Annotated in this window: 31 protein-coding genes; 30 read left to right on the top strand and 1 reads right to left on the bottom strand. The window is 50.0% G+C overall.

Annotation, left to right across the window (positions count from 1 at the left end; genetic code table 11):
• The first annotated feature begins 245 nt into the window (after nucleotides 1–245).
• Together bfd and bfr are read left to right on the top strand one after the other, a co-directional pair.
• Nucleotides 246–440, top strand: a complete 195-nt coding sequence (gene bfd / locus FDX03_RS03150; protein ID WP_003031111.1) for a bacterioferritin-associated ferredoxin — start codon at nucleotides 246–248, stop codon at nucleotides 438–440.
• A gap of 71 nt (nucleotides 441–511) precedes the next feature.
• Nucleotides 512–988, top strand: coding sequence for a bacterioferritin (bfr, locus tag FDX03_RS03145; RefSeq protein WP_040232010.1), 477 nt, complete (start codon nucleotides 512–514; stop codon nucleotides 986–988).
• Here bfr and FDX03_RS03140 read toward each other — a convergent pair.
• Nucleotides 985–1,452 (bottom strand): A24 family peptidase, encoded by a 468-nt coding sequence (locus FDX03_RS03140; RefSeq protein ID WP_048213524.1) that lies wholly within the window; start codon nucleotides 1,450–1,452, stop codon nucleotides 985–987. The two genes, bfr and FDX03_RS03140, sit on opposite strands and share 4 nt — an antisense overlap.
• 380 nt (nucleotides 1,453–1,832) lie before the next feature.
• Between FDX03_RS03140 and rpsJ the strand changes: the two genes are divergently transcribed.
• From rpsJ to rplQ, 28 genes are all read left to right on the top strand, one after another.
• Complete coding sequence (gene rpsJ, locus FDX03_RS03135; RefSeq protein WP_001181005.1) at nucleotides 1,833–2,144, top strand: 30S ribosomal protein S10; 312 nt, start codon at nucleotides 1,833–1,835, stop codon at nucleotides 2,142–2,144.
• Between the two features lie 32 nt (nucleotides 2,145–2,176).
• Complete coding sequence (gene rplC, locus FDX03_RS03130) at nucleotides 2,177–2,806, top strand: 50S ribosomal protein L3 (protein ID WP_003031117.1); 630 nt, start codon at nucleotides 2,177–2,179, stop codon at nucleotides 2,804–2,806.
• A 10-nt stretch (nucleotides 2,807–2,816) separates the two neighbouring features.
• On the top strand, nucleotides 2,817–3,422 hold the full coding sequence (gene rplD, locus FDX03_RS03125; RefSeq protein WP_003031119.1) for a 50S ribosomal protein L4: 606 nt from the start codon (nucleotides 2,817–2,819) through the stop codon (nucleotides 3,420–3,422).
• Complete coding sequence (gene rplW / locus FDX03_RS03120) at nucleotides 3,419–3,721, top strand: 50S ribosomal protein L23 (RefSeq protein WP_000617546.1); 303 nt, start codon at nucleotides 3,419–3,421, stop codon at nucleotides 3,719–3,721. Before rplD ends, rplW begins: the two co-directional genes overlap by 4 nt.
• Nucleotides 3,722–3,738: 17 nt before the next feature.
• Entirely contained in the window at nucleotides 3,739–4,560 is an 822-nt protein-coding gene (gene rplB, locus FDX03_RS03115; protein ID WP_000301869.1) for a 50S ribosomal protein L2, read from the top strand.
• Between the two features lie 16 nt (nucleotides 4,561–4,576).
• On the top strand, nucleotides 4,577–4,855 hold the full coding sequence (rpsS, locus tag FDX03_RS03110; RefSeq protein WP_001138115.1) for a 30S ribosomal protein S19: 279 nt from the start codon (nucleotides 4,577–4,579) through the stop codon (nucleotides 4,853–4,855).
• Between the two features lie 14 nt (nucleotides 4,856–4,869).
• A complete protein-coding gene (gene rplV, locus FDX03_RS03105) occupies nucleotides 4,870–5,202 on the top strand; it encodes a 50S ribosomal protein L22 (RefSeq protein WP_000448832.1) in 333 nt (110 codons plus the stop codon).
• A gap of 17 nt (nucleotides 5,203–5,219) precedes the next feature.
• Entirely contained in the window at nucleotides 5,220–5,921 is a 702-nt protein-coding gene (gene rpsC, locus FDX03_RS03100; protein ID WP_000529945.1) for a 30S ribosomal protein S3, read from the top strand.
• 12 nt (nucleotides 5,922–5,933) lie between these two features.
• On the top strand, nucleotides 5,934–6,344 hold the full coding sequence (gene rplP, locus FDX03_RS03095) for a 50S ribosomal protein L16 (protein WP_000941208.1): 411 nt from the start codon (nucleotides 5,934–5,936) through the stop codon (nucleotides 6,342–6,344).
• The gene (gene rpmC / locus FDX03_RS03090; protein ID WP_000644742.1) at nucleotides 6,344–6,535 is read left to right on the top strand and encodes a 50S ribosomal protein L29; all 192 of its coding nucleotides are present in this window, start codon (nucleotides 6,344–6,346) and stop codon (nucleotides 6,533–6,535) included. The genes rplP and rpmC overlap by 1 nt, the downstream gene beginning before the upstream one ends.
• On the top strand, nucleotides 6,535–6,789 hold the full coding sequence (gene rpsQ, locus FDX03_RS03085) for a 30S ribosomal protein S17 (RefSeq protein WP_003031120.1): 255 nt from the start codon (nucleotides 6,535–6,537) through the stop codon (nucleotides 6,787–6,789). Before rpmC ends, rpsQ begins: the two co-directional genes overlap by 1 nt.
• Nucleotides 6,790–6,952: 163 nt before the next feature.
• The gene (gene rplN / locus FDX03_RS03080; RefSeq protein WP_000613954.1) at nucleotides 6,953–7,324 is read left to right on the top strand and encodes a 50S ribosomal protein L14; all 372 of its coding nucleotides are present in this window, start codon (nucleotides 6,953–6,955) and stop codon (nucleotides 7,322–7,324) included.
• A gap of 10 nt (nucleotides 7,325–7,334) precedes the next feature.
• Nucleotides 7,335–7,649, top strand: a complete 315-nt coding sequence (rplX, locus tag FDX03_RS03075) for a 50S ribosomal protein L24 (protein ID WP_003031122.1) — start codon at nucleotides 7,335–7,337, stop codon at nucleotides 7,647–7,649.
• A 14-nt stretch (nucleotides 7,650–7,663) separates the two neighbouring features.
• The gene (gene rplE / locus FDX03_RS03070) at nucleotides 7,664–8,203 is read left to right on the top strand and encodes a 50S ribosomal protein L5 (RefSeq protein ID WP_003031123.1); all 540 of its coding nucleotides are present in this window, start codon (nucleotides 7,664–7,666) and stop codon (nucleotides 8,201–8,203) included.
• A 14-nt stretch (nucleotides 8,204–8,217) separates the two neighbouring features.
• The gene (rpsN, locus tag FDX03_RS03065) at nucleotides 8,218–8,523 is read left to right on the top strand and encodes a 30S ribosomal protein S14 (protein ID WP_003031125.1); all 306 of its coding nucleotides are present in this window, start codon (nucleotides 8,218–8,220) and stop codon (nucleotides 8,521–8,523) included.
• 30 nt (nucleotides 8,524–8,553) lie between these two features.
• Entirely contained in the window at nucleotides 8,554–8,946 is a 393-nt protein-coding gene (gene rpsH / locus FDX03_RS03060) for a 30S ribosomal protein S8 (RefSeq protein WP_003031127.1), read from the top strand.
• 12 nt (nucleotides 8,947–8,958) lie between these two features.
• Nucleotides 8,959–9,492, top strand: coding sequence for a 50S ribosomal protein L6 (gene rplF, locus FDX03_RS03055; RefSeq protein WP_048213523.1), 534 nt, complete (start codon nucleotides 8,959–8,961; stop codon nucleotides 9,490–9,492).
• A gap of 9 nt (nucleotides 9,493–9,501) precedes the next feature.
• The gene (gene rplR / locus FDX03_RS03050; protein ID WP_000358960.1) at nucleotides 9,502–9,855 is read left to right on the top strand and encodes a 50S ribosomal protein L18; all 354 of its coding nucleotides are present in this window, start codon (nucleotides 9,502–9,504) and stop codon (nucleotides 9,853–9,855) included.
• A 14-nt stretch (nucleotides 9,856–9,869) separates the two neighbouring features.
• Complete coding sequence (gene rpsE, locus FDX03_RS03045) at nucleotides 9,870–10,373, top strand: 30S ribosomal protein S5 (RefSeq protein ID WP_003031131.1); 504 nt, start codon at nucleotides 9,870–9,872, stop codon at nucleotides 10,371–10,373.
• A 3-nt stretch (nucleotides 10,374–10,376) separates the two neighbouring features.
• A complete protein-coding gene (gene rpmD, locus FDX03_RS03040; RefSeq protein ID WP_001140434.1) occupies nucleotides 10,377–10,556 on the top strand; it encodes a 50S ribosomal protein L30 in 180 nt (59 codons plus the stop codon).
• A gap of 3 nt (nucleotides 10,557–10,559) precedes the next feature.
• Nucleotides 10,560–10,994, top strand: coding sequence for a 50S ribosomal protein L15 (gene rplO, locus FDX03_RS03035; RefSeq protein WP_003031132.1), 435 nt, complete (start codon nucleotides 10,560–10,562; stop codon nucleotides 10,992–10,994).
• Between the two features lie 7 nt (nucleotides 10,995–11,001).
• Nucleotides 11,002–12,333 (top strand): preprotein translocase subunit SecY, encoded by a 1,332-nt coding sequence (gene secY / locus FDX03_RS03030; RefSeq protein WP_001118864.1) that lies wholly within the window; start codon nucleotides 11,002–11,004, stop codon nucleotides 12,331–12,333.
• Nucleotides 12,334–12,363: 30 nt separating this feature from the next.
• Nucleotides 12,364–12,480: a 50S ribosomal protein L36 gene (gene rpmJ / locus FDX03_RS03025; RefSeq protein ID WP_000868187.1), complete on the top strand. Its 117-nt coding sequence runs from the start codon at nucleotides 12,364–12,366 to the stop codon at nucleotides 12,478–12,480.
• Between the two features lie 146 nt (nucleotides 12,481–12,626).
• A complete protein-coding gene (gene rpsM / locus FDX03_RS03020) occupies nucleotides 12,627–12,983 on the top strand; it encodes a 30S ribosomal protein S13 (RefSeq protein WP_003031135.1) in 357 nt (118 codons plus the stop codon).
• Between the two features lie 16 nt (nucleotides 12,984–12,999).
• Nucleotides 13,000–13,389: a 30S ribosomal protein S11 gene (rpsK, locus tag FDX03_RS03015; protein ID WP_003031137.1), complete on the top strand. Its 390-nt coding sequence runs from the start codon at nucleotides 13,000–13,002 to the stop codon at nucleotides 13,387–13,389.
• A gap of 33 nt (nucleotides 13,390–13,422) precedes the next feature.
• On the top strand, nucleotides 13,423–14,043 hold the full coding sequence (gene rpsD, locus FDX03_RS03010) for a 30S ribosomal protein S4 (RefSeq protein WP_003031138.1): 621 nt from the start codon (nucleotides 13,423–13,425) through the stop codon (nucleotides 14,041–14,043).
• Between the two features lie 25 nt (nucleotides 14,044–14,068).
• Nucleotides 14,069–15,058 carry a DNA-directed RNA polymerase subunit alpha gene (gene rpoA / locus FDX03_RS03005; RefSeq protein ID WP_003031139.1) on the top strand — a complete coding sequence of 330 codons (990 nt, stop codon included), beginning with the start codon at nucleotides 14,069–14,071 and terminating at the stop codon, nucleotides 15,056–15,058.
• Nucleotides 15,059–15,098: 40 nt separating this feature from the next.
• Complete coding sequence (rplQ, locus tag FDX03_RS03000) at nucleotides 15,099–15,482, top strand: 50S ribosomal protein L17 (protein WP_001216370.1); 384 nt, start codon at nucleotides 15,099–15,101, stop codon at nucleotides 15,480–15,482.
• The last annotated feature ends 30 nt before the right edge of the window (nucleotides 15,483–15,512 follow it).

Genomic DNA, 15,512 nt, shown 5'->3' with positions numbered 1-15,512 from the left:
GCAATCCGTGAAGGCGGCCGTACTGTAGGTGCGGGCGTTGTTGCTAAAGTAATGAGCTAATTATTGATTAATTAGCTTTGAGCTTAAAAAGGGCGCTTAGGCGCCCTTTTTGCTGCCTGCAATTTAGTAGCTGTCATATTTATTCGCATTTTTTATTCATTCTCCCGCCGCGTAAATAGCGTTGTGCTATTGTAATCATAACTATTCTCATTTACACTTTGCGCAGAAATTGAACGGGAGCGATCATGTACGTTTGTTTGTGTAATGCGATAAGTGATAAAAAAATTCGTCAGGCTGTTCGCCAGTTTCATCCTCAGTCCTTTCAGCAATTACGTAAGTTTATTCCTGTTGGAAATCAGTGCGGTAAGTGCATTCGTGCTGCGCGTGAAGTCATGCAGGATGAATTAACTCAAATGCCAGAATTTAAAGAGATCGCCTAAGTCACACTCTTTTTTTTGACATCCCTGTAGCCCCATCTACGCTCTAAGAGTGGAAGCGGAGGGACTATAAAATGAAAGGTGATGTTAAAATCATAAATTATCTCAATAAACTATTGGGAAATGAGCTTGTCGCAATCAACCAGTATTTTCTCCATGCCCGTATGTTTAAAAACTGGGGACTGACTCGCCTCAATGATGTTGAGTACCATGAATCAATAGATGAGATGAAACACGCTGATAAATATATTGAGCGTATTTTATTCTTAGAAGGTCTCCCAAACTTACAAGATCTAGGTAAGTTGGGGATTGGTGAAGATGTTGAAGAGATGCTGCAATCCGATCTTCGACTCGAGCTTGATGGTGCGAAAGATTTGCGCGAAGCCATTGCTTACGCCGATAGCGTTCATGACTATGTTAGTCGGGACATGATGATTGAGATCCTGACCGAAGAAGAAGGGCATATCGATTGGCTCGAAACGGAGTTGGATCTGATTGGAAAACTTGGATTGCAAAACTATCTGCAATCGCAAATTAAGGTCAGTGACTAACCGCCCTGTATCAGATTTAGCCAGCCAACAACAAAACCCGCAGCCGCCAGATATGGCCCAAAAGGCAGCGGGTTTTTTAGTTTCTTTTTTCCATGCGTTATAAATGCTACACCTGTCATGCAGCAAGCCAGCCCGGCGGCAAGTAAGATCAACAGAGGTAATGAGTCCCATCGATGCCACGCGCCAAGTGCGGCGAGAAATTTTACGTCTCCATAGCCTAATCCTTCTTGATGCCATGCCAGGCGGTATCCCCAATAGAACAGAGAAAATACACCATACCCTGCAATGGCTCCCCAAAGTGCATCGGACAACTGTGTGGGGTTGCAACATTGATGAAAAAGAAGACCACTCCAGAGAAGAGGGCAGGTGAATTTGTCGGGCAATAGGCCAGTACGCAAATCCTGAACCCCAAGCAGTCCGGATAGAGAGATATAAATCAGCAAAAAGGGAAGTTCAGTATTCATGTCTCAATCCGGTGCGAGAAAGAGCTAACTATCAGGCAAGTAGCGCTAACTGCACAACGCCCGAATATCCATTTTGCTGGCGTCTTTCCAGGGAATTTGCGCCGCGTAAAAGCGTATACAATCAGAGTGGAATAGCACTCGCATCTGCGTAAGAGTGATTAATTTCTACGCGGCACTTGCTTAAGACTGAGATTTACGTATAATGCGCGGGCTTGTCTAATATTGACAGCGGTTCGATATGAGCCACCGGTACTGCGAAAGCAATACCAGACAATGTTCCCAATCGGGGAACTCTGTAAGAACGGTTACACTCTCCCATCAATCGTAATGGGTTTGAGGAGTAACTATTTCGTCTATAAAATAATTGGAGCTCTGGTCTCATGCAGAACCAAAGAATCCGTATCCGTTTGAAAGCGTTTGATCATCGTCTGATCGATCAATCAACCGCGGAAATCGTCGAGACTGCCAAGCGCACTGGTGCGCAGGTTCGTGGTCCGATCCCGCTGCCGACCCGCAAAGAGCGTTTCACCGTTCTGATCTCCCCGCACGTCAACAAAGACGCGCGTGATCAGTACGAGATCCGTACTCACAAGCGTCTGGTTGACATCGTTGAGCCAACTGAAAAAACCGTTGATGCTCTGATGCGTCTGGACCTGGCTGCCGGTGTAGACGTGCAGATCAGCCTGGGTTAATCAGGTCATCGAGCGATTGAGAGGTTGATACAATGATTGGTTTAGTCGGTAAAAAAGTGGGTATGACCCGCATCTTCACTGAAGATGGCGTATCTATCCCAGTAACCGTTATCGAAGTTGAAGCAAACCGCGTTACTCAGGTTAAAGATCTGGCTAACGATGGCTATCGCGCTGTTCAGGTTACCACCGGTGCTAAAAAAGCTAACCGCGTAACTAAGCCGGAAGCTGGCCACTTTGCTAAAGCTGGCGTAGAAGCTGGCCGCGGCCTGTGGGAGTTCCGTCTGGCAGATGGTGAAGAATACACCGTTGGTCAGAACATTAGCGTTGAACTGTTTGCTGACGTTAAAAAAGTTGACGTAACCGGTACCTCTAAAGGTAAAGGTTTCGCTGGTACCGTTAAGCGCTGGAACTTCCGTACCCAGGACGCTACTCACGGTAACTCCTTGTCTCACCGCGTTCCGGGTTCTATCGGTCAGAACCAGACTCCGGGCAAAGTGTTCAAAGGCAAGAAAATGGCAGGTCAGCTGGGCAACGAACGTGTAACCGTTCAGAGCCTGGACGTAGTACGTGTTGACGCTGAGCGCAACCTGCTGCTGGTTAAAGGTGGTGTTCCGGGTGCGACCGGTTGCGACCTGATCGTTAAACCAGCTGTGAAGGCGTAAGGGGATAGCAATGGAATTAGTATTGAAAGACGCGCAGAGCGCGCTGACTGTTTCCGAAACTACCTTCGGTCGTGATTTCAACGAAGCGCTGGTTCACCAGGTTGTTGTTGCTTATGCAGCTGGTGCTCGTCAGGGTACTCGTGCTCAGAAGACTCGTGCTGAAGTAACTGGTTCAGGCAAAAAGCCGTGGCGCCAGAAAGGTACCGGCCGTGCGCGTTCAGGTTCTATCAAGAGCCCGATCTGGCGTTCAGGTGGCGTGACCTTCGCTGCTCGTCCACAGGACCACAGTCAAAAAGTTAACAAAAAGATGTACCGCGGCGCGCTGAAAAGCATTCTGTCCGAACTGGTACGTCAGGATCGTCTGATCGTTGTCGAATCATTCTCTGTAGAAGCGCCTAAAACTAAGCTGCTGGCACAGAAACTGAAAGACATGGCTCTGGAAGATGTGCTGATCATCACCGGTGAGCTGGACGAAAACCTGTTCCTGGCTGCGCGCAACCTGCACAAGGTTGACGTACGCGATGCAACTGGTATCGACCCGGTTAGCCTGATCGCCTTCGACAAAGTCGTAATGACTGCTGATGCTGTTAAGCAAGTTGAGGAGATGCTGGCATGATTCGTGAAGAACGTCTGCTGAAAGTGCTGCGCGCACCGCACGTTTCTGAAAAAGCGTCTACTGCGATGGAAAAAACTAACACCATCGTTCTCAAAGTTGCTAAAGACGCGACCAAAGCAGAAATCAAAGCTGCTGTGCAGAAACTGTTTGAAGTCGAAGTCGAAGTCGTTAACACCCTGGTAGTTAAAGGGAAAGTTAAACGTCACGGACAGCGTATCGGTCGTCGTAGCGACTGGAAAAAAGCTTACGTCACCCTGAAGGAAGGCCAGAATCTGGACTTCGTCGGCGGCGCTGAGTAAGTCGGAGGAGTAATACAATGGCAGTTGTTAAATGTAAACCGACATCTCCGGGTCGTCGCCACGTTGTTAAAGTGGTCAACCCAGAGCTGCACAAGGGCAAACCTTTTGCTCCGCTGGTTGAAAAAAACAGCAAATCCGGTGGTCGTAACAACAATGGCCGCATCACCACTCGTCACATCGGTGGTGGTCACAAGCAGGCTTATCGTATTGTTGACTTCAAACGCAACAAAGACGGTATCCCGGCAGTTGTTGAACGTCTTGAGTACGATCCGAACCGCTCCGCGAACATCGCGCTGGTTCTGTACAAAGACGGTGAACGCCGTTACATCCTGGCCCCTAAAGGCCTGAAAGCTGGCGACCAGATTCAATCTGGCGTTGATGCTGCAATCAAAGCAGGTAACACCCTGCCGATGCGCAATATCCCGGTTGGTTCTACCGTTCATAACGTAGAAATGAAACCAGGTAAAGGCGGTCAGCTGGCACGTTCCGCTGGTACTTACGTTCAGATCGTTGCTCGTGATGGTGCTTATGTCACCCTGCGTCTGCGTTCTGGTGAAATGCGTAAAGTCGAAGCAGATTGCCGTGCAACTCTGGGCGAAGTTGGCAATGCTGAGCATATGCTGCGCGTTCTGGGTAAAGCAGGTGCTGCACGCTGGCGTGGTGTTCGTCCTACCGTTCGCGGTACTGCGATGAACCCAGTCGACCACCCACATGGTGGTGGTGAAGGTCGTAACTTTGGTAAGCACCCGGTAACTCCGTGGGGCGTTCAGACCAAAGGTAAGAAGACCCGCAGCAACAAGCGTACTGATAAATTCATCGTACGTCGCCGTAGCAAATAATTTTAGAGGATAAGCCATGCCACGTTCTCTCAAGAAAGGTCCTTTTATTGACCTGCACTTGCTGAAGAAGGTAGAGAAAGCGGTGGAAAGCGGAGACAAGAAGCCCCTGCGCACTTGGTCCCGTCGTTCAACGATCTTTCCTAACATGATCGGTTTGACCATCGCTGTCCATAATGGTCGTCAGCACGTTCCGGTATTTGTTTCCGACGAAATGGTCGGTCACAAACTGGGTGAATTCGCACCGACTCGTACTTATCGCGGCCACGCTGCTGATAAAAAAGCGAAGAAGAAATAAGGTAGGAGGAAGAGATGGAAACTTTAGCTCAACATCGCCATGCTCGTTCTTCTGCTCAGAAGGTTCGCCTTGTTGCAGACCTGATTCGCGGTAAGAAAGTGTCGCAGGCCCTTGATATTCTGACCTACACCAATAAGAAAGCGGCTGTACTGGTTAAGAAAGTCCTGGAATCTGCCATTGCTAACGCTGAACACAACGATGGCGCTGACATTGACGATCTGAAAGTTACGAAAATTTTCGTAGACGAAGGCCCGAGCATGAAGCGCATTATGCCGCGTGCAAAAGGTCGTGCAGATCGCATCCTGAAGCGCACCAGCCACATTACTGTGGTTGTGTCCGATCGCTGAGACTCTGGAGACTAGCAATGGGTCAGAAAGTACATCCTAATGGTATTCGCCTGGGTATTGTAAAACCATGGAACTCAACCTGGTTTGCGAACACCAAAGAATTCGCTGACAACCTGGACAGCGATTTTAAAGTACGTCAGTACCTGACTAAGGAACTGGCTAAAGCGTCTGTATCTCGTATCGTTATCGAGCGTCCGGCTAAGAGCATCCGTGTGACCATTCACACCGCTCGCCCGGGTATCGTTATCGGTAAGAAAGGCGAAGACGTAGAAAAACTGCGCAAAGTCGTAGCGGATATTGCTGGCGTTCCTGCTCAGATCAATATCGCCGAAGTGCGTAAGCCTGAACTGGATGCAAAATTGGTTGCTGACAGCATCACTTCTCAGCTGGAACGTCGCGTTATGTTCCGTCGTGCTATGAAGCGTGCTGTACAGAACGCAATGCGTCTGGGCGCTAAAGGTATCAAAGTTGAAGTTAGCGGCCGTCTGGGCGGCGCGGAAATCGCACGTACCGAATGGTACCGCGAAGGTCGCGTACCTCTGCACACTCTGCGTGCTGACATCGACTACAACACCTCTGAAGCGCACACCACTTATGGTGTAATCGGCGTTAAAGTGTGGATCTTCAAAGGCGAGATCCTGGGTGGTATGGCTGCTGTTGAACAACCGGAAAAACCGGCTGCGCAACCTAAAAAGCAGCAGCGTAAAGGCCGTAAATAAGGAGCGTCGCTGATGTTACAACCAAAGCGTACAAAATTCCGTAAAATGCACAAAGGCCGTAACCGCGGTCTGGCTGCTGGCGCGGATGTTAGCTTCGGCAGCTTCGGTCTGAAAGCTGTTGGCCGTGGTCGTCTGACTGCCCGTCAGATCGAAGCAGCACGTCGTGCTATGACCCGTGCAGTTAAGCGTCAAGGTAAGATCTGGATCCGTGTATTCCCGGACAAACCGATCACTGAAAAGCCGCTGGCAGTGCGTATGGGTAAAGGTAAAGGTAACGTGGAGTATTGGGTTGCCTTGATTCAGCCGGGTAAAGTCCTGTATGAAATGGACGGCGTACCGGAAGAGCTGGCCCGTGAAGCATTCAAGCTGGCAGCAGCGAAACTGCCGATTAAAACCACCTTTGTAACTAAGACGGTGATGTAATGAAAGCAAAAGAGCTGCGTGAGAAGAGTGTTGAAGAGCTGAACACCGAGCTGCTGAATCTGCTGCGTGAGCAGTTCAACCTGCGTATGCAGGCTGCAAGTGGCCAGCTGCAACAGTCTCACCTGTTGAAGCAAGTGCGTCGTGATGTCGCACGCGTTAAGACTTTACTGACTGAGAAGGCGGGTGCGTAATGACCGATAAAATCCGTACTCTGCAAGGTCGCGTTGTTAGCGATAAAATGGAGAAATCCATTGTTGTTGCTATCGAACGTTTTGTGAAACACCCGATCTACGGTAAATTCATTAAGCGTACGACCAAACTGCACGTACATGACGAGAACAACGAATGCGGTACTGGTGACGTGGTTGAAATCCGCGAATGCCGTCCGCTGTCCAAGACCAAGTCCTGGACGCTGGTTCGCGTTGTAGAGAAAGCCGTTCTGTAATACAGTAGGCATTCTCAACGAATAAACGGCTCAGCGATGAGCCGTTTATTTTTTCTACCCATATCGTTGAAGCGGTGTTATAATGCCGCGCCCCCGATATGGGGCTTTTTTAACGACCTGATTTTCGGGTCTCAGTAGTAGTTGACATTAGCGGAGCACTAAAATGATCCAAGAACAGACTATGCTGAACGTCGCCGACAACTCCGGTGCACGTCGCGTAATGTGTATCAAGGTTCTGGGTGGCTCGCACCGTCGCTACGCAGGCGTCGGCGATATCATCAAGATCACCATCAAGGAAGCAATTCCGCGTGGTAAGGTCAAAAAAGGTGATGTGCTGAAGGCGGTAGTGGTGCGCACCAAGAAGGGTGTTCGTCGCCCGGACGGTTCTGTCATTCGCTTCGATGGAAATGCATGCGTTATTTTAAACAATAACAGCGAGCAACCTATCGGTACGCGTATTTTTGGGCCGGTAACTCGTGAACTTCGTAACGAGAAGTTCATGAAAATTATCTCTCTGGCACCAGAAGTACTCTAAGGAGCGAATCATGGCAGCGAAGATCCGTCGTGATGACGAAGTTATCGTGTTAACCGGTAAAGATAAAGGTAAACGCGGTAAAGTTAAGAATGTCCTGTCTTCCGGCAAGGTCATTGTTGAAGGTATCAACCTGGTTAAGAAACATCAGAAGCCGGTTCCGGCCCTGAACCAACCAGGCGGCATCGTAGAGAAAGAAGCAGCTATTCAGATCTCTAACCTTGCTATCTTCAACGCGGCAACCGGCAAGGCTGACCGTGTAGGCTTTAGATTCGAAGACGGCAAAAAAGTCCGTTTCTTTAAATCTAACAGCGAAACTATCAAGTAATTTGGAGTAGTACGATGGCGAAACTGCATGATTACTACAAAGACGAAGTAGTCGCTAAACTCATGACTGAGTTTAACTACAATTCTGTCATGCAAGTCCCTCGGGTCGAGAAGATCACCCTGAACATGGGTGTTGGTGAAGCGATCGCTGACAAGAAACTGCTGGATAACGCAGCAGCTGACCTGACAGCAATCTCCGGTCAAAAACCGCTGATCACCAAAGCACGCAAATCTGTTGCAGGCTTCAAAATCCGTCAGGGCTATCCGATCGGCTGTAAAGTAACTCTGCGTGGCGAACGCATGTGGGAGTTCTTTGAGCGCCTGATCACTATTGCTGTTCCACGTATCCGTGACTTCCGTGGCTTGTCCGCTAAGTCTTTCGACGGTCGTGGTAACTACAGCATGGGTGTCCGTGAGCAGATCATCTTCCCAGAAATCGACTACGATAAAGTCGACCGCGTGCGTGGTTTGGATATTACCATTACCACTACTGCGAAATCTGACGAAGAAGGCCGTGCTCTGCTGGCTGCCTTTGACTTCCCGTTCCGCAAGTAAGGTAGGGTTACTGAATGGCTAAGCAATCAATGAAAGCACGCGAAGTAAAGCGCGTAGCTTTAGCTGATAAGTACTTCGCAAAACGCGCTGAACTGAAAGCTATTATCTCTGATGTGAACGCGACCGACGAAGATCGTTGGAACGCAGTTCTCAAGCTGCAGTCTCTGCCGCGTGATTCCAGCCCGTCCCGTCAGCGTAACCGCTGCCGTCAAACAGGTCGTCCGCATGGCTATGTGGGCAAGTTCGGGTTGAGCCGTATCAAACTGCGTGAAGCCGCCATGCGCGGTGAAGTACCAGGCTTGAAAAAGGCTAGCTGGTAATTACCAATTGAATCACGGGAGTAAAGACAGATGAGCATGCAAGATCCGATCGCGGATATGCTGACCCGTATCCGTAACGGTCAGGCCGCGAATAAAGCTGCGGTCACCATGCCTTCCTCCAAGCTGAAAGTGGCAATTGCCAACGTGCTGAAGGAAGAAGGTTTTATTGAAGATTTTAAAGTTGAAGGCGACACCAAGCCGGAACTGGAACTTACTCTCAAGTATTTCCAGGGTAAAGCTGTTGTAGAAAGCATTCAGCGTGTCAGTCGCCCAGGTCTGCGCATTTATAAGCGTAAAGACGAGCTGCCGAAAGTTATGGCTGGCATGGGTATCGCAGTTGTTTCTACCTCTAAAGGTGTTATGACTGATCGTGCAGCGCGCCAGGCTGGTCTTGGTGGCGAAATTATCTGCTACGTAGCCTAATCGGAGGAAAAAATGTCTCGTGTTGCTAAAGCACCGGTCGTTATTCCTGCCGGCGTTGATGTAAAAATCAACGGTCAGGTTATTACGATCAAAGGTAAAAACGGCGAGCTGACTCGTACTCTCAACGATGCTGTTGCAGTAAATCATGCAGATAATGCACTGACCTTCGGTCCGCGTGATGGTTACGCAGATGGATGGGCTCAGGCTGGTACCGCGCGTGCCCTGCTGAACTCAATGGTTGTCGGTGTTACCGAAGGCTTCACTAAGAAGCTTCAGCTGGTTGGTGTAGGTTATCGTGCAGCGGTTAAAGGGAATGTAGTAAACCTGGCTTTAGGTTTCTCTCACCCAGTTGACCATCAGCTGCCTGCAGGAATCACTGCAGAATGTCCGACTCAGACTGAGATCGTGCTGAAAGGCGCTGATAAACAGCTGATCGGTCAGGTTGCAGCAGATCTGCGCGCCTACCGTCGTCCTGAGCCTTATAAAGGCAAGGGTGTTCGTTACGCCGACGAAGTCGTGCGTACCAAAGAGGCTAAGAAGAAGTAAGGTAACACTATGGATAAGAAATCTGCTCGTATCCGTCGTGCGACCCGCGCACGCCGCAAGCTCCAGGAGCTGGGTGCAACTCGCCTGGTGGTACATCGTACCCCGCGTCATATTTACGCACAGGTAATTGCACCGAACGGTTCTGAAGTTCTGGTAGCTGCTTCTACTGTAGAAAAAGCTATCGCTGAACAATTGAAGTACACCGGTAACAAAGACGCTGCTGCAGCTGTAGGTAAAGCTGTTGCTGAACGCGCTCTGGAAAAAGGCATCAAAGATGTATCCTTTGACCGTTCCGGGTTCCAATATCATGGTCGTGTCCAGGCACTGGCAGATGCTGCCCGTGAAGCTGGCCTTCAGTTCTAAGGTAGAGGTGTAAGATGGCTCACATCGAAAAACAAGCTGGCGAACTGCAGGAAAAGCTGATCGCGGTTAACCGCGTATCTAAAACCGTTAAAGGTGGTCGTATTTTCTCCTTCACAGCTCTGACTGTAGTTGGTGATGGTAACGGTCGCGTTGGTTTTGGTTACGGTAAAGCGCGTGAAGTTCCAGCAGCGATCCAGAAAGCGATGGAAAAAGCCCGTCGCAATATGATTAACGTCGCGCTGAACCACGGCACCCTGCAGCACCCGGTTAAGGGTACTCACACGGGTTCTCGTGTCTTCATGCAGCCGGCTTCCGAAGGTACCGGTATCATCGCCGGTGGTGCAATGCGCGCCGTTCTGGAAGTCGCTGGAGTTCGTAACGTTCTGGCTAAAGCGTATGGTTCCACTAACCCGATTAACGTGGTTCGTGCAACTATCGATGGTCTGGAAAATATGAAATCTCCGGAAATGGTCGCTGCCAAGCGTGGTAAATCCGTTGAAGAAATTCTGGGGAAATAAACCATGGCAAAGACTATTAAAATTACTCAAACCCGCAGTGCAATCGGTCGTCTGCCGAAACACAAGGCAACGCTGCTTGGCCTGGGTCTGCGTCGTATTGGTCACACCGTAGAGCGCGAGGATACTCCTGCTGTTCGTGGTATGGTCAACGCGGTTTCCTTCATGGTTAAAGTTGAGGAGTAAGAGATGCGTTTAAATACTCTGTCTCCGGCCGAAGGCTCTAAAAAAGCGGCTCGCCGCCTGGGTCGTGGTATCGGTTCTGGCCTCGGTAAAACCGGTGGTCGTGGTCACAAAGGTCAGAAGTCTCGTTCTGGCGGTGGCGTACGTCGCGGTTTCGAGGGTGGTCAGATGCCTCTGTACCGTCGTCTGCCGAAATTCGGCTTCACTTCACGTAAAGCAGCGATTACAGCCGAAGTTCGTCTGTCTGACCTGGCTAAAGTTGAAGGCGGTGTTGTAGACCTGAACACGCTGAAAGCAGCCAACATTATCGGTATCCAGATCGAGTTCGCGAAAGTGATCCTGGCTGGTGAAGTCACTACTCCGGTAACTGTTCGTGGCCTGCGTGTTACTAAAGGCGCTCGTGCTGCTATCGAAGCTGCTGGCGGTAAAATCGAGGAATAAGTAGCAGATGGCTAAACAACCGGGATTAGATTTTCAAAGTGCCAAAGGTGGCTTAGGCGAGCTGAAACGCAGACTGCTGTTTGTAATCGGCGCGCTGATTGTGTTCCGTATTGGCTCTTTCATTCCGATCCCTGGTATTGATGCCGCTGTACTTGCCAAACTGCTTGAGCAACAGCGAGGCACCATCATTGAAATGTTTAACATGTTCTCTGGTGGTGCACTCAGCCGTGCTTCTATCTTTGCTCTGGGGATCATGCCGTATATTTCGGCGTCGATCATTATCCAGCTGCTGACGGTGGTTCATCCAACGCTGGCAGAAATTAAGAAAGAAGGGGAGTCTGGTCGTCGTAAGATCAGCCAGTACACCCGTTACGGTACTCTGGTGCTGGCTATATTCCAGTCGATAGGTATTGCTACCGGTCTGCCGAATATGCCTGGTATGCAGGGCCTGGTGATGAACCCAGGCTTTGCATTCTATTTCACCGCTGTTGTAAGTCTGGTTACAGGGACGATGTTCCTGATGTGGTTGGGTGAACAGATTACTGAACGTGGTATCGGCAACGGTATCTCAATCATTATCTTCGCCGGTATTGTCGCGGGACTCCCGCCAGCCATTGCCCATACTATCGAGCAAGCGCGTCAAGGCGACCTGCACTTCCTCGTGTTGCTGTTGGTTGCAGTATTAGTATTCGCAGTGACGTTCTTTGTTGTATTTGTTGAGCGTGGTCAACGCCGCATTGTGGTAAACTACGCGAAACGTCAGCAAGGTCGTCGTGTCTATGCTGCACAGAGCACACATTTACCGCTGAAAGTGAATATGGCGGGGGTAATCCCGGCAATCTTCGCTTCCAGTATTATTCTGTTCCCGGCGACCATCGCGTCATGGTTCGGGGGCGGGACTGGTTGGAACTGGCTGACAACAATTTCGCTGTATTTGCAGCCTGGGCAACCGCTTTATGTGTTACTCTATGCGTCTGCAATCATCTTCTTCTGTTTCTTCTACACGGCGTTGGTTTTCAACCCGCGTGAAACAGCAGATAACCTGAAGAAGTCCGGTGCATTTGTACCAGGAATTCGTCCGGGAGAGCAAACGGCGAAGTATATCGATAAAGTAATGACCCGCCTGACTCTGGTTGGTGCGCTCTACATTACCTTTATCTGCCTGATCCCGGAGTTCATGCGTGATGCAATGAAAGTACCGTTCTACTTCGGTGGGACCTCACTGCTTATCGTTGTTGTCGTGATTATGGACTTTATGGCTCAAGTGCAAACTCTGATGATGTCAAGTCAGTACGAGTCTGCATTGAAGAAGGCGAATCTGAAAGGCTACGGCCGTTAACAGTCGCCCGAGAAGTTACGGAGAGTAAAAATGAAAGTTCGTGCTTCCGTCAAGAAATTATGCCGTAACTGCAAAATCGTTAAGCGTGATGGTGTCATCCGTGTGATTTGCAGTGCCGAGCCGAAGCATAAACAGCGCCAAGGCTGATTTATTCGCATATTTTTCTTGCAAAGTTGGGTTGAGCTGGCTAGATTAGCCAGCCAATCTTTTGTATGTCTGTGCGTTTCCATTTGAGTATCCTGAAAACGGGCTTTTCAGCATGGTGCGTACATATTAAATAGTAGGAGTGCATAGTGGCCCGTATAGCAGGCATTAACATTCCTGATCAGAAACATGCTGTGATCGCATTAACTTCGATCTACGGCGTCGGCAAGACCCGTTCTAAAGCCATTCTGGCTGCCGCGGGTATCGCTGAAGATGTTAAGATCAGTGAGCTGTCTGAAGAACAAATCGACACGCTGCGTGACGAAGTTGCCAAATTTGTCGTTGAAGGTGATCTGCGCCGTGAAGTTAGCATGAGCATCAAGCGCCTTATGGATCTTGGTTGCTATCGCGGTTTGCGTCATCGTCGTGGTCTCCCGGTTCGCGGTCAGCGTACCAAGACCAACGCACGTACCCGTAAGGGTCCGCGCAAACCGATCAAGAAATAATCGGGGTGATTGAATAATGGCAAAGGCACCAATTCGTGCACGTAAACGTGTAAGAAAACAAGTCTCTGACGGCGTGGCTCATATCCATGCTTCTTTTAACAACACCATCGTTACCATTACTGATCGTCAGGGTAACGCACTGGGTTGGGCAACAGCCGGTGGTTCCGGTTTCCGTGGTTCTCGCAAATCCACTCCGTTTGCAGCTCAGGTTGCAGCAGAGCGTTGCGCTGAAGCCGTAAAAGAATACGGTATCAAGAATCTGGAAGTTATGGTCAAAGGACCGGGTCCAGGTCGCGAATCTACTGTTCGTGCTCTGAACGCCGCTGGTTTCCGCATCACTAATATTACTGATGTGACTCCGATCCCTCATAACGGTTGTCGTCCGCCGAAAAAACGTCGCGTATAACGCTGTCGTTTCTAGGATTGTTGGAGAAAGAAAATGGCAAGATATTTGGGTCCTAAGCTCAAGCTGAGCCGTCGTGAGGGCACTGACTTATTCCTTAAGTCTGGCGTTCGCGCGATCGATACCAAGTGTAAAATTGAACAAGCTCCTGGCCAGCACGGTGCGCGTAAACCGCGTCTGTCTGACTATGGTGTGCAGTTGCGTGAAAAGCAAAAAGTTCGCCGTATCTACGGTGTGCTGGAGCGTCAGTTCCGTAACTACTACAAAGAAGCAGCGCGTCTGAAAGGCAACACCGGTGAAAACCTGTTGGGTCTGCTGGAAGGTCGTCTGGACAACGTTGTATACCGTATGGGCTTCGGTGCCACTCGTGCAGAAGCACGTCAGCTGGTCAGCCATAAAGCAATTATGGTAAACGGTCGTGTTGTTAACATCGCTTCTTATCAGGTTAGTCCGAATGACGTTGTTAGCATTCGTGAGAAAGCGAAGAAGCAGTCTCGCGTGAAAGCCGCTCTGGAGCTGGCTGAGCAGCGTGAAAAGCCAACCTGGCTGGAAGTTGATGCTGGCAAGATGGAAGGTACGTTCAAGCGTAAGCCGGAGCGTTCTGATCTGTCTGCGGACATTAACGAACACCTGATCGTCGAGCTTTACTCCAAGTAAAGCTTAGTACCAAAGAGAGGACACAATGCAGGGTTCTGTGACAGAGTTTCTAAAACCGCGCCTGGTAGATATCGAGCAAGTGAGTTCGACGCACGCCAAGGTGACCCTTGAGCCTTTAGAGCGTGGCTTTGGCCATACTTTGGGTAACGCACTGCGCCGTATTCTGCTCTCATCGATGCCGGGTTGCGCGGTGACCGAGGTTGAGATTGATGGTGTACTACATGAGTACAGCACCAAAGAAGGCGTTCAGGAAGATATCCTGGAAATCCTGCTCAACCTGAAAGGGCTGGCGGTGAGAGTTCAGGGTAAAGATGACGTTATTCTTACCTTGAATAAATCTGGCATTGGCCCTGTGACTGCAGCCGACATTACCCATGATGGGGATGTCGAAATCGTCAAGCCACAGCACGTGATCTGCCACCTGACCGATGAGAATGCATCTATTAGCATGCGTATCAAAGTTCAGCGCGGTCGTGGTTATGTGCCGGCTTCTACCCGAATTCATTCGGAAGAAGATGAGCGCCCAATCGGCCGTCTGCTGGTCGACGCATGCTACAGCCCTGTAGAGCGTATTGCCTACAATGTTGAAGCAGCGCGTGTAGAACAGCGTACCGACCTGGACAAGCTGGTCATCGAAATGGAAACCAACGGCACAATCGATCCTGAAGAGGCGATTCGTCGTGCGGCGACCATTCTGGCTGAACAACTGGAAGCTTTCGTTGATTTACGTGATGTACGTCAGCCGGAAGTTAAAGAAGAGAAACCAGAATTCGATCCGATCCTGCTGCGCCCTGTTGACGATCTGGAATTGACTGTCCGCTCTGCTAACTGCCTCAAAGCAGAAGCTATCCACTATATCGGTGATCTGGTACAGCGTACTGAGGTTGAGCTTCTTAAGACGCCTAACCTTGGTAAAAAATCTCTTACCGAGATTAAAGACGTGCTGGCTTCCCGTGGACTGTCTCTGGGCATGCGCCTGGAAAACTGGCCACCGGCAAGCATCGCTGACGAGTAACCGGATCACAGGTTAAGGTTTTACTGAGAAGGATAAGGTCATGCGCCATCGTAAGAGTGGTCGTCAACTGAACCGCAACAGCAGCCATCGCCAGGCTATGTTCCGCAATATGGCAGGTTCACTGGTTCGTCATGAAATCATCAAGACGACTCTGCCGAAAGCGAAAGAGCTGCGTCGCGTAGTTGAGCCGCTGATTACTCTTGCCAAGACTGATAGCGTAGCTAATCGTCGTCTGGCATTCGCCCGCACTCGTGATAACGAGATCGTGGCAAAACTGTTTAACGAACTGGGCCCGCGTTTCGCGAGCCGCGCCGGTGGTTACACTCGCATTCTGAAGTGTGGCTTCCGTGCAGGCGACAACGCGCCGATGGCATACATCGAGCTGGTTGATCGTTCAGAGAAAACAGAAGCTGCTGCAGAGTAATCTGTAGTAACGTAAAAAAACCCGCCTCGG

The sequence above is a fragment of the Citrobacter sp. wls827 genome, assembly GCF_005280875.1.
In the GTDB taxonomy this organism is placed as follows: domain Bacteria; phylum Pseudomonadota; class Gammaproteobacteria; order Enterobacterales; family Enterobacteriaceae; genus Citrobacter; species Citrobacter youngae.
The sequence above is the reverse complement of the archived record's forward strand: the minus strand, read 5'-3'. Positions and strand labels throughout refer to the sequence as shown.

Coding starts and splice junctions, on each gene's coding strand:
- bfd (WP_003031111.1), top strand. CDS start 246: ATGTACGTTTGTTTGTGTAATGCGATAAGTGATAAAAAAATTCGTCAG.
- bfr (WP_040232010.1), top strand. CDS start 512: ATGAAAGGTGATGTTAAAATCATAAATTATCTCAATAAACTATTGGGA.
- FDX03_RS03140 (WP_048213524.1), bottom strand. CDS start 1,452: ATGAATACTGAACTTCCCTTTTTGCTGATTTATATCTCTCTATCCGGA.
- rpsJ (WP_001181005.1), top strand. CDS start 1,833: ATGCAGAACCAAAGAATCCGTATCCGTTTGAAAGCGTTTGATCATCGT.
- rplC (WP_003031117.1), top strand. CDS start 2,177: ATGATTGGTTTAGTCGGTAAAAAAGTGGGTATGACCCGCATCTTCACT.
- rplD (WP_003031119.1), top strand. CDS start 2,817: ATGGAATTAGTATTGAAAGACGCGCAGAGCGCGCTGACTGTTTCCGAA.
- rplW (WP_000617546.1), top strand. CDS start 3,419: ATGATTCGTGAAGAACGTCTGCTGAAAGTGCTGCGCGCACCGCACGTT.
- rplB (WP_000301869.1), top strand. CDS start 3,739: ATGGCAGTTGTTAAATGTAAACCGACATCTCCGGGTCGTCGCCACGTT.
- rpsS (WP_001138115.1), top strand. CDS start 4,577: ATGCCACGTTCTCTCAAGAAAGGTCCTTTTATTGACCTGCACTTGCTG.
- rplV (WP_000448832.1), top strand. CDS start 4,870: ATGGAAACTTTAGCTCAACATCGCCATGCTCGTTCTTCTGCTCAGAAG.
- rpsC (WP_000529945.1), top strand. CDS start 5,220: ATGGGTCAGAAAGTACATCCTAATGGTATTCGCCTGGGTATTGTAAAA.
- rplP (WP_000941208.1), top strand. CDS start 5,934: ATGTTACAACCAAAGCGTACAAAATTCCGTAAAATGCACAAAGGCCGT.
- rpmC (WP_000644742.1), top strand. CDS start 6,344: ATGAAAGCAAAAGAGCTGCGTGAGAAGAGTGTTGAAGAGCTGAACACC.
- rpsQ (WP_003031120.1), top strand. CDS start 6,535: ATGACCGATAAAATCCGTACTCTGCAAGGTCGCGTTGTTAGCGATAAA.
- rplN (WP_000613954.1), top strand. CDS start 6,953: ATGATCCAAGAACAGACTATGCTGAACGTCGCCGACAACTCCGGTGCA.
- rplX (WP_003031122.1), top strand. CDS start 7,335: ATGGCAGCGAAGATCCGTCGTGATGACGAAGTTATCGTGTTAACCGGT.
- rplE (WP_003031123.1), top strand. CDS start 7,664: ATGGCGAAACTGCATGATTACTACAAAGACGAAGTAGTCGCTAAACTC.
- rpsN (WP_003031125.1), top strand. CDS start 8,218: ATGGCTAAGCAATCAATGAAAGCACGCGAAGTAAAGCGCGTAGCTTTA.
- rpsH (WP_003031127.1), top strand. CDS start 8,554: ATGAGCATGCAAGATCCGATCGCGGATATGCTGACCCGTATCCGTAAC.
- rplF (WP_048213523.1), top strand. CDS start 8,959: ATGTCTCGTGTTGCTAAAGCACCGGTCGTTATTCCTGCCGGCGTTGAT.
- rplR (WP_000358960.1), top strand. CDS start 9,502: ATGGATAAGAAATCTGCTCGTATCCGTCGTGCGACCCGCGCACGCCGC.
- rpsE (WP_003031131.1), top strand. CDS start 9,870: ATGGCTCACATCGAAAAACAAGCTGGCGAACTGCAGGAAAAGCTGATC.
- rpmD (WP_001140434.1), top strand. CDS start 10,377: ATGGCAAAGACTATTAAAATTACTCAAACCCGCAGTGCAATCGGTCGT.
- rplO (WP_003031132.1), top strand. CDS start 10,560: ATGCGTTTAAATACTCTGTCTCCGGCCGAAGGCTCTAAAAAAGCGGCT.
- secY (WP_001118864.1), top strand. CDS start 11,002: ATGGCTAAACAACCGGGATTAGATTTTCAAAGTGCCAAAGGTGGCTTA.
- rpmJ (WP_000868187.1), top strand. CDS start 12,364: ATGAAAGTTCGTGCTTCCGTCAAGAAATTATGCCGTAACTGCAAAATC.
- rpsK (WP_003031137.1), top strand. CDS start 13,000: ATGGCAAAGGCACCAATTCGTGCACGTAAACGTGTAAGAAAACAAGTC.
- rpsD (WP_003031138.1), top strand. CDS start 13,423: ATGGCAAGATATTTGGGTCCTAAGCTCAAGCTGAGCCGTCGTGAGGGC.
- rpoA (WP_003031139.1), top strand. CDS start 14,069: ATGCAGGGTTCTGTGACAGAGTTTCTAAAACCGCGCCTGGTAGATATC.
- rplQ (WP_001216370.1), top strand. CDS start 15,099: ATGCGCCATCGTAAGAGTGGTCGTCAACTGAACCGCAACAGCAGCCAT.